The sequence below is a fragment of the Kocuria sp. CNJ-770 genome, from assembly GCF_001942375.1.
Lineage (GTDB): Bacteria > Actinomycetota > Actinomycetes > Actinomycetales > Micrococcaceae > Kocuria > Kocuria oceani.
The window spans coordinates 1-9,496 of sequence record NZ_MKJW01000161.1 but is presented as its reverse complement, the minus strand read 5'-3'; the positions used below and the strand labels follow the sequence as shown (position 1 = coordinate 9,496).

At 73.2% G+C, this 9,496-nt stretch carries 9 protein-coding genes, 1 pseudogene and 2 riboswitches; of the genes and pseudogenes, 4 read left to right on the top strand and 6 right to left on the bottom strand.

Going from position 1 to position 9,496, the window contains the following annotated elements; genetic code table 11:
- The coding region (locus BJF77_RS18700) for a DUF6350 family protein (protein WP_075873109.1) at positions 1–1,414 on the bottom strand (1,414 nt) is incomplete at its 3' end.
- A 113-nt stretch (positions 1,415–1,527) separates the two neighbouring features.
- On the opposite strand from BJF77_RS18700, the gene BJF77_RS18695 reads away from it, so the two are divergent.
- Positions 1,528–2,691 (top strand): glycosyltransferase family 1 protein, encoded by a 1,164-nt coding sequence (locus BJF77_RS18695; RefSeq protein ID WP_075873108.1) that lies wholly within the window; start codon positions 1,528–1,530, stop codon positions 2,689–2,691.
- 3 nt (positions 2,692–2,694) lie between these two features.
- Here the strand turns inward: BJF77_RS18695 and BJF77_RS18690 are convergent, their stop codons facing one another.
- Both BJF77_RS18690 and BJF77_RS18685 read right to left on the bottom strand, forming a co-directional pair.
- Positions 2,695–3,078: a PIN domain-containing protein gene (locus BJF77_RS18690; RefSeq protein ID WP_075873107.1), complete on the bottom strand. Its 384-nt coding sequence runs from the start codon at positions 3,076–3,078 to the stop codon at positions 2,695–2,697.
- A 22-nt stretch (positions 3,079–3,100) separates the two neighbouring features.
- The gene (locus tag BJF77_RS18685) at positions 3,101–3,289 is read right to left on the bottom strand and encodes a hypothetical protein (RefSeq protein WP_047804987.1); all 189 of its coding nucleotides are present in this window, start codon (positions 3,287–3,289) and stop codon (positions 3,101–3,103) included.
- A gap of 13 nt (positions 3,290–3,302) precedes the next feature.
- Positions 3,303–3,428, bottom strand: a riboswitch (SAM riboswitch).
- A gap of 280 nt (positions 3,429–3,708) precedes the next feature.
- Positions 3,709–3,822: riboswitch (SAM riboswitch) on the top strand.
- A 14-nt stretch (positions 3,823–3,836) separates the two neighbouring features.
- Between BJF77_RS18685 and BJF77_RS18680 the strand changes: the two genes are divergently transcribed.
- Positions 3,837–4,127, top strand: coding sequence for a hypothetical protein (locus tag BJF77_RS18680; RefSeq protein ID WP_255396365.1), 291 nt, complete (start codon positions 3,837–3,839; stop codon positions 4,125–4,127).
- A gap of 147 nt (positions 4,128–4,274) precedes the next feature.
- Here the strand turns inward: BJF77_RS18680 and BJF77_RS18675 are convergent, their stop codons facing one another.
- The 3 genes from BJF77_RS18675 to BJF77_RS18665 form a co-directional block, all read right to left on the bottom strand.
- Entirely contained in the window at positions 4,275–4,460 is a 186-nt protein-coding gene (locus BJF77_RS18675) for a hypothetical protein (protein ID WP_075873105.1), read from the bottom strand.
- Between the two features lie 186 nt (positions 4,461–4,646).
- Positions 4,647–4,853, bottom strand: coding sequence for a cold-shock protein (locus BJF77_RS18670; protein WP_047804984.1), 207 nt, complete (start codon positions 4,851–4,853; stop codon positions 4,647–4,649).
- A 236-nt stretch (positions 4,854–5,089) separates the two neighbouring features.
- The gene (locus BJF77_RS18665) at positions 5,090–5,620 is read right to left on the bottom strand and encodes a TetR/AcrR family transcriptional regulator (RefSeq protein ID WP_047804983.1); all 531 of its coding nucleotides are present in this window, start codon (positions 5,618–5,620) and stop codon (positions 5,090–5,092) included.
- A gap of 275 nt (positions 5,621–5,895) precedes the next feature.
- On the opposite strand from BJF77_RS18665, the gene betT reads away from it, so the two are divergent.
- Both betT and BJF77_RS18655 read left to right on the top strand, forming a co-directional pair.
- Positions 5,896–7,941 (top strand): choline BCCT transporter BetT, encoded by a 2,046-nt coding sequence (gene betT / locus BJF77_RS18660; RefSeq protein WP_369821448.1) that lies wholly within the window; start codon positions 5,896–5,898, stop codon positions 7,939–7,941.
- Positions 7,938–9,429: pseudogene (locus BJF77_RS18655) on the top strand (aldehyde dehydrogenase family protein). Before betT ends, BJF77_RS18655 begins: the two are co-directional and overlap by 4 nt.
- The last annotated feature ends 67 nt before the right edge of the window (positions 9,430–9,496 follow it).

The following is a 9,496-nucleotide window of genomic DNA, read 5'->3' as shown; positions in this document are numbered from 1 at the left end:
CGGCGCCCGGGCCGGGCCTCCCGCCCGGCCCGCCCGGCCCGAGGTCCTCCCCCGGTCCCGTCCCCCGGGGATCCTCCTCAGGGTCTGCCCCGGCGGCGCCGCCGCGCAGCGGCGCGAACGGCGGCTCCCGCTCCAGCCACGGGCCCACCACGTAGCCCACGACCGCCCCCACGGCCACCTCCGCCCCAAACCACAGCAGCACGTCCGGACCGTGCGGGCCGATCACCGTGAGCCGGCCCAGCCCGAGCGAGCCCTGCGCCTGCCAGCTCAGCAGCATCGCCAGCACGCCCGCGACCGCGCCGATGAACAGCGCGGTCAGCAGCGTGGAGAGCGGGAAGGTGATCCAGCGGGCGGGCAGCCGGATGGCCATCCAGTCGTCGAGGTGGTTCTCGCCCTCCCGCAGGAACCACCAGCCGGCGAGCACCCCGGCCAGCACCGGCAGCACGACCACGACCGCCGACCAGGACGGCAGCTCGCCGGGGGGCAGCGCGGCCAGGGCCGGGAGCAGCGGGACCGGCCCGGTCTGCGTGCCCAGCGGTGACGTGTGCGTGCCGTCCCCCACCTCGAAGCCCGCGCCGGTGGCCCACGCGAGGGCGTAGACCGCGAGGTTCGGCAGGTAGCCCAGCTGCAGGCCCGTCAGGGCGGTGTCCCCCGGGGCCCCGGTGCCCAGCCGCTGGTAGACGTTCACCACGTCGTTCCAGTTCCACAGCAGCGCGGCGGCCAGCAGCGCCGCCCCGGCACCGACCCCGGCGACGGCCGCGACGAAGCCCGCCCGCAGCACCGCCCACACGTAGGAACCGGCCCACCGCGAGTACTGGCTCGTGCGCTCGACCCACGCGGCGGCGTTGACGCCGATCAGCCCGGGCAGGGAGCGGGAGGCCCGGTACGCCCCGACGAACGCGCCCAGGGCCACCGGCACGAGGGGGAACACCGCGGCGGCGGCCGGTCCCGCCGCGATCTCGCCGGTCCCGAAGAGCAGCGCGGCCACGGCCCCCGCGGCGGAGTACACCGCGAGCCCGCTCAGGTACGGCTGCCAGAACTGGCCCTCCCAGCAGGCCCGTGCCAGCCGCCGGCCGGCGTGCCAGGCCAGCACGAAGGGCACGAGCGTCAGGCCCAGCGGGACGAGGTTGACGGTCCCGGTGGTCGCGGGCAGTCCGGCCCCGGGGTCCAGGGCGACCTGCAGCGGGGTGAGGTGGGCCAGCAGCCACACCTGGCCGGAGAGCACGAAGCTGCCGGTCAGCCCGAGCGAGTCGAAGCCGTCGGCGAGCCACACCATGAGAACGGTCAGCAGGATCAGCAGGTAGGAGACCACGGCCACGGAGCCGAGCTCCACCACGCCCTGCAGCCACAGCGGCATGGGCACGCCGCGGCGGTCGGTGGACGGGGCGGGGGAGGAAGAGCCTAGGGAGTTCATCACCGCCCATCTTCCCACGCCTCCGGGGCCCGGGCCGAGGCTTCACGGGGCCTTCACCGGCGGGCCACGTGCCGCTCCCCCGGCGGACGCCCGTGCCGGGAAGGCTCGGCGCCATGAGAGTCGCCGTGGTCGCCGAACAGTTCCTCCCCCACCTCAACGGTGTCACCCACTCGGTCCTGCGGGTGGTCGAGCAGCTGAGCGCCCGCGGGCACGACGTCGTGGTCCTGGCGCCCTCCTACGACCCCGCGCCGCTCGGGCGCCTCGCCGAGGACGTCGTCGAGGGCCTCGACGGCGTGCCGGTGCACCGGCTGCCGGCCCTGCCGCTCACCGGCTATCCCGACGTGCGCGTGGCCGGCGGCACCGTGGCCCGGGTGCGCCGGCACCTGGAGCGGTTCCGCCCCGACGTCGTCCACGTCGCCTCCCCGTTCGTCCTCGGCCGGCGGGCGATCCTCGCGGCCCAGCAGCTCGGCGTGCCGGCCGTGGCCGTGTACCAGACGGACGTGCCCGGCTACGCGGCGAAGTACGGAGCGCCCTTCCTCGAGCAGCTCCTGTGGGGGCACGTGCGGAGCATGCACAACGCCGCGGCCCTGACCCTCGCCCCCTCCTCCTCGGCGGTGGCGCAGCTCACCGCGCACGGGGTGCGCGACGTGCACCTGTGGCGGCGCGGCGTGGACACCGCCCGCTTCTGCCCGCGGCACCGCGACGAGCGGTGGCGGGCGGAGGTCGCGGGCGGCCGCCGGATCGTGGGCTACGTGGGCCGGATCGCCCCGGAGAAGCAGGTCGAGGACCTCGCCGCGGTCGCGGACCTGCCCGGCACCCGCCTCGTCGTGGTGGGGTCCGGGCCGGAGGAGGAGGCGCTGCGGCGCCGCCTGCCGGACGCGCACTTCACGGGTCGCCGCTCCGGGGCCGAGCTCGCCCGCATCATGGCCTCCCTCGACGTGTTCGTGCACCCGGGCGAGTTCGAGACCTTCTGCCAGACCGTGCAGGAGGCCATGGCCTCGGGGGTGCCGGTGGTGGCCACGGGCCGGGGTGGTCCGGTGGATCTCGTCGACTCCTCCCGCACCGGCTGGCTCTACCCGCCGGGGGACCTCGCGGCGCTGCGCGGGCACGTGGCCGACCTGCTCGGCGACGAGGCGAAGCGGGCCGCCTTCGGGGCCGCCGCGCACGCCGCCGTGCAGGGCCGGACCTGGGACGTGCTGGTCGGGCAGCTGATGGAGCACTACGACCGGGCCGTGGCCCTGGGCGCCCGCGGCCCGCGCCACCGCCGGACCGTCTGAGGCCTATCCCCGGGCGGGGACCGCGTCCAGCACGGGCACGCCCGTGCCGGCGTACCGTCCGGGCTCGGCGCTGAGCACCGTCAGCCCGTGCACCAGGGCGGTGGCCGCGGTCAGACCGGCCACCGGGTCGGCCGTCCCCGCGGCGCCGAGAGCGCCCCACGCCCGGCTCACCGCGGCGTCCACGGGGAGCACACGGTCCGGGAAGCGCGCTTCCAGCTGCTCGGTCCACGGCGTCTCGTCGGGCCGGTCCGACAGCAGCTCCCCCAGCACCAAGGCGGACAGGAACAGCCGCCGGTGGCCGTGCCGGCGCAGGGCGGCGGTCAGCTCGGGCGCGCGCTCCGGGGTGCGCACGCCGAGCAGCACGGAGCGGTCCAGGAGCAGGTCCATGGCGTGGATCCTCCGCCGGTCCTCAGGCCGCGGCGGCGAGGCGGCCGCGGACGGGCGCCAGCAGGAAGTCCACGAACTCCGTGCGCGCCTGAACCACCCGGGCGTAGTCGTCGATGCTCATCGCCGCGCAGCCGAGCACGGCCGGAGCCTCGGGAACGGGGGCGGGCCCACCCGGACGGGCGGCGACGACGGTGGGAAGGGCGTCTGACATGACCAGGATCCTTCGGGCGCTCTTGCTCGCAGCGGGTGCCGCCACGGCGGCGATGCGAGCCGCTTCGTCATCCGAACCACCCGTGAACATGGGGTTGGTGCCCGGTCTAGTCGGAGCTTGGCGACCGGATCTCTTGAAGCTGCCCCCATTCAACCACATCCTCCCCGCCGGGTCCCGCCCGGCCGGTGGGGCCGGGCGTGTGAGCCGACCTTCCCCGTCCCGTCACCGCGGCGACACCTCGCCGACACATCGTTGCGCTGGAATGGGCTTCGAGTACCCGGGCGGCCCCGGCATTGCGGCCGACATCACGGTTCGGTCACACAAGTCATGGCCGTCTTGCCGGTCTGTCGGAGGCGCGGGGTAGCCTGGATCTGCTTCTCGAGATGCGGCATCCGCGTGCTCGACGGAGGGCGCACCGCCTTCCGGAGGGACCGCGGAGGGGCTCCGACCCGCTGTGCGCCAACCCGATGTTCCCGGGTGGATCGGATGACGAAGCGGCGGGCAACGGCATCGGATGCCCGCAAGAACGTCAGGAGAAAACATGACCATGTCCGAAGAAAGAATCACTTCCACCACCGATCAGCGGGAGGAATGGGTCGACGTCACCGTCACCGCCCTCCCCGATCTGCACCTCGTCCGGATCACCTCGACGGACGGCGACGTGCAGGAGTACCTCAGCGCGGAGGCCGACGACCTCGCCGCCGCGGCCGAGCACACGGCGGGCACCGCGCAATGGTGCGCCAAGTACCGCCAGCTCCTCGTCCCCGGCGCCCTGGCCGCGACCGGGCGGCACCCGTTCTTCAAGCTCCACCCCGCGTCCCTCCCGCTGTCGGCGTAGTCGGCGGGCCGGACACGACGAAGGCCGCAGCCCGATGGGCTGCGGCCTTCGTCGTGCGGTCGGCGCCACGGCGCCGGACGTCCGGGAGCCGCCGTCGCGCGTGCGGCGCCGTGGCCCTCGGCGGAGCGGCTCCCGCGGCGCGGCGGCTCACTCCAGGCCGTAGTCCCCGGCCGAGCCCCAGCCCTCCCCCGCCTCGTCGGCGGAGCCGTCCAGCTCCCACTCGCAGACCTCGAGCTCGAAGGGCACGGAGACGTCGAGCTCGGCGTCGGAGACGCGGTTCACCACGAAGGGGTCCTCCTCGTCCGGCGGACGGGACGAAACGGGTCCGGTCATGCGAGCTCCTCCCGGTCGGCGACGGCACGAGATCCGACGGCACGACATCCGGCGGCGCGGCACCCACCGGCGCCGCGTGCGAGAGTCCGCAGGCTGTTGCCGGCGGAACGACAGAACCGCCGCCGGGCGCAGGCCCGGCGGCGGTTCTGGACGATCAACGGGCCCGTGAGCCCTTCGAGGAGAACGTCAGGAGATGACGGTGATGTTCGCGGCCTGGGGGCCCTTGGGGCCGTCCTGGGTCTCGAACTCGACGCGGTCGTTCTCGTTCAGGGAGCGGAAGCCGCCCGAGTTGATCGCGGAGAAGTGGGCGAAGACGTCCTTGGAGCCGTCCTCGGGGGTGATGAAGCCGAAGCCCTTGTCAGCGTTGAACCACTTGACGATACCGGTAGTCATGGTGAGACCTGATCTTTCGTGAGATGAACGTTTCCCGACGTTCGAGAAACACAAGAGTTGTGATGCGTGGAAAACGTCTTCTCAGAAAAACTGCTGCACCCGGATGGGCCGAACTGCTTGAAATACAAAAACGACAACCTCAACAACTTCGCTCCACTGTACACGAGTTCCGGCGCCCCGCCACCCCGGTGCGGGGCGCCGGACGCGGCCGCCGGCTCCGGCCGGCGGCGTGCCGCTCAGCCCGCGAGCAGCTCGTCGGCGATCGCGCGCACCCGCGCCCGCTCCTGCGGGTCCGGGGGGAAGACGTCGGCGGCGTCGGCGAACCACACGCCGTCGGCCAGCAGACGCACGGCCAGCAGACGGGTGCGCTGCTCGACGGGCAGGTCGTCGGGGAGGTCCACCCAGGGGGCGATCCGCTCCACCCAGTGCTTCTTCAGCTTGGCCCGCAGCCGCTGGTCGGTGAGCATCACGAGGTCGGTCTCGTCCACCTCCCCGGACAGGCACCAGTCCAGGTAGGCGCGCACGCGCTCCTCTGCGGGCACCTGCTCCGGCGGGGCGGACAGGCGCCGGGCCATCTCCGCGTCCCAGCCGTCCAGCACCCGGTCCACCAGGGCGAACATGAGCGCCTCCTTGGTCCGGAAGTGGTACATCACCCCCGGCTTGCTCAGCCCCACCCTGCGGGCGGTCGACTCCAGGGACACCGTGCCGCCGCTGCGCACGAGTTCGAGGGCGCCGTTCAGGATGCGGTCGCGGCTGGAGGAGTTCATGCACCCCACTTTACCAACCGGAAGGTTGGTGACACCATGTGACGCAGGCCGCTGTCCCGTCCAGGCGGAACAGCGGCCGTCGCGGGGACGACGACGTCCCGCTCCCGCCCGGTCCGCCCGGACCGGTGTGCGGGCGACCCCACGAGATCCGGACCACCCTTCTCAGGAGGACCCGACATGACCGCTGCCCCGTCCACATCCGCCCCCGAGAGCGAGGTCCGCCGGGTGCGCGGACCCACCCCAAGGTCAACCGCGCCGTCTTCGCCGGCTCCGGCGTGAGCATCGTCCTGTTCTCCCTCTGGGCGATCCTGGCCCCCGCGCAGGCCTCCACGGTGATCGGCGCCGTGGTCGGCTGGATCGCGACCAACATGGGCTGGTTCTACGTGCTCACCGCCGCCGTGGTGACGGCCTTCGTGGTGGTCGTCGCGGTCTCGCGCGAGGGCACCATCAAGATGGGCCCGGACCACTCGAAGCCGCAGTACAACCTGTTCACCTGGACCGCGATGCTCTTCGCGGCCGGGATCGGGATCGACCTGCTGTTCTTCTCGGTGGCCGAGCCGGTCACCCAGTACTACGGTCCCCCGGCCGGCGAGGGCGGGACCATGGAGGCGACCCGCATGGCCGTGGTGTGGACGCTGTTCCACTACGGCGTGATCGGCTGGGCCATGTACGCCCTGATGGGCATGGCCTTCGGCTACTTCGCCTACCGGTGGAACATGCCGCTGAGCATCCGCTCGGCCCTCTACCCGCTGATCGGCAGGCGGGTGCACGGCAGAGCCGGGGACGCGGTCGACATCGCCGCGCTGCTGGGCACGATCTTCGGCGTGGCGACCTCCCTGGGCATCGGCGTCGTCCAGCTCAACTACGGCCTGTACCTGCTGTTCGGGATCGAGGAGGGCGTCGCCGCGCAGACCGCCCTGATCGTCGTGGCCGTGGTCATGGCCACCGCCTCCTGCGTCTCCGGCGTGGACAAGGGCATCCGCCGCCTCTCCGAGCTCAACGTCCTGATGGCCGTGGCCCTCGTGGCCTGGGTGCTGCTCGCCGGGCGCACGTCCTTCCTGCTCGACGCCACCGTGAAGAACCTCGGCGACTACGTGGCCGAGCTGCCCTCCATGGCGCTCGACACCTTCGCCTACACCGGGGCGGCCGAGTGGATGGCCGGCTGGACCCTGTTCTTCTGGGCCTGGTGGATCGCCTGGGCGCCGTTCGTGGGGCTGTTCCTGGCCCGGATCTCCCGTGGCCGCACGCTGCGCGAGTTCGTGGTCGCGACCCTGACCGTGCCGTTCGTGTTCATCCTCATCCTGGTCTCGGTCTTCGGCAACAGCGCCCTGGAGATCGTCACCGGCGGCGACGACGCGTTCGGACAGGCCGCCATGAACACCCCCGAGCGGGCCTTCTACTCCCTGCTCGAGCAGTACCCCGGCGCGCCGCTGCTCATCGCGCTGGCGACCCTGTCCGGGCTGCTGTTCTACGTCACCAGCGCCGACTCCGGGGCGCTCGTGATGTCCACGTTCACCTCGACCATCCAGGACCCCACCCAGGACGGGCCCAAGTGGCTGCGCGTGTTCTGGGCCGCGGCCACCGGCCTGCTGACCCTGGCGATGCTGCTCGTCGGCGGGGTGCCGACCCTGCAGGCAGCCACCCTGATCATCGGCCTGCCCTTCTCGATCGTGATGTACCTCGTGATGATCGGGTTCTGGAAGGCCCTGCGCGCCGAACGCTCCCAGCGCGAGGGCCGCTCCGCGACCCGTCGCTCCGTGACGGCCTCCCGCACCCCGGGACCCGACAGCCAGTGGCGGCGCCGGCTCACCCGCATCGGCTCCTTCCCGGGCCCGCGGGCGGTGCGCCGCTACGAGGAGCAGGTGCTGGCCCCCGCCCTGGCGGAGGTCGTCGAGGAGTTCTGCGCCCAGGGCCACGCCGCCGAGCTGTCCAGCTCGGAGGTCGGCTACCAGGAGCTCTCCGAGTACACGCTGACCGTGCCGATGGGCGACGACCGGGACTTCTGCTACCAGATCTACCCCGTGGCCACCCCGGTCCCGGCCTTCGGCGGGTTCCGCACCAACCCCGACTCGGACCTCTACTACCGCCTCGAGGTCTTCAACGAGACCGGCTCGCAGGGCACCGACGTCATGGACTGGAACCGCGAGCAGCTCATCAACGACGTCCTCGACAACTGGGAGGCCCACCTGGCCTTCCTCAGCATCCACACCGGCCCGTCCAAGATCCAGGCCGGCGCCGAGGGCCACCCCGACTGGTCCACCGACATCCACGACGTGCCGACGGGGCAGACCCCCGCGGTGACGAAGGAGGCACACCCGTGACCGCGACCCTGTTCATCGACGGACGCTGGCAGACCGCCGCCGCCGGCGGCACCCGCACCATCGTCTGCCCCGCCGACGGCACCGAGGTCGGCGTCGTGGCCGAGGCCACGGCCGAGGACACCGAGCGCGCCATCGCCGCGGCCCGCCGGGCCTTCGACGACGGCCGCTGGTCCTCGGTGCCCGGCCCGCAGCGCGGGGACCTGCTGCTGCGGGTCGCCGACCGCCTGCGCGAGCGCCGGGACGAGTTCGCCCGCGCCGAGTCCCTGGACACCGGCAAGCGCCTGGTGGAGTCCGGGATCGACATGGACGACATCGCCGCGTGCTTCACCTGGTTCGGCAAGAACGCCGCCGAGCAGGCCGGCCGCGTCGTCGACGCCGGGGACCCGGCCGTGGTGTCCAAGGTCGTCACCGAGCCCGTGGGCGTGTGCGGGATGATCACGCCCTGGAACTACCCGCTGCTGCAGGCCGCCTGGAAGATCGCCCCGGCGCTGGCCGCGGGGTGCACCTTCGTGCTCAAGCCCGCCGAGCTCACCCCGCACACGGCGGTCCTGATGATGCAGGTCCTCCAGGAGGTCGGCCTGCCCGACGGCGTGGCCAATCTCGTGCTCGGCGCCGGCGCCGAGGCCGGCGCGCCGCTGGCCGACCACCCGGACGTGGACCTGGTCTCCTTCACCGGCGGGGTGCTGACCGGCCGCGCGATCGCCGCCGCGGCCGCGCCCACCGTGAAGAAGATCGCCCTGGAGCTGGGCGGGAAGAACCCCAACGTGGTCTTCGCCGACGCCGACTTCGACGCCGCCGTGGACAACGCCCTCAACGGCGCGTTCGTGCACTCCGGCCAGGTCTGCTCCGCCGGGGCGCGGCTGGTGGTCGAGGAGTCGATCGCCGAGCGCTTCGTCGACGAGCTCGTCCGCCGCGCCGAGGGCATCCGCCTCGGCGGGCCCTTCGACGAGCAGGCCGAGACCGGCGCGCTGATCTCGGCCGCGCAGCGGGAGAAGGTGCACGCCTACGTCGAGCGCGCCCGCGAGCAGGGCGCCCGGATCCGCACCGGCGGCGGGTTCGCCACCGGCGCCTCCGCCGACGGCTCGCTGGACCTCGAGCGCGGCTTCTTCTACCGGCCCACGGTGATCGACCGCTGCACCCGCGAGATGGACTGCGTGCACAACGAGGCCTTCGGCCCCACCGTCACGGTCGAGACGTTCACGACCGAGGACGAGGCGGTGGAGATCGGCAACGACACCATCTACGGCCTCGCCGGGGCGGTGTGGACCTCCGACGCCGGGCGCGCCCAGCGGGTGGCCGCCCGCCTGCGCCACGGCACGATCTGGATCAACGACTTCCACCCCTACCTGCCGCAGGCGAGTGGGCGGGATGAAGCAGTCCGGCATCGGCCGCGAGCTCGGCCCCACCGGCCTGGGCGAGTACCAGGAGCTCAAGCACGTCTACCAGAACACCGCCCCCGCCGTGACCGGCTGGTTCGCCGCCCGATGACCGGCGCCCGCCGCGGACCGCCCCCGCCGTGACCGGCTGGTTCGCCGCCCGATGACCGGCGCCCGCC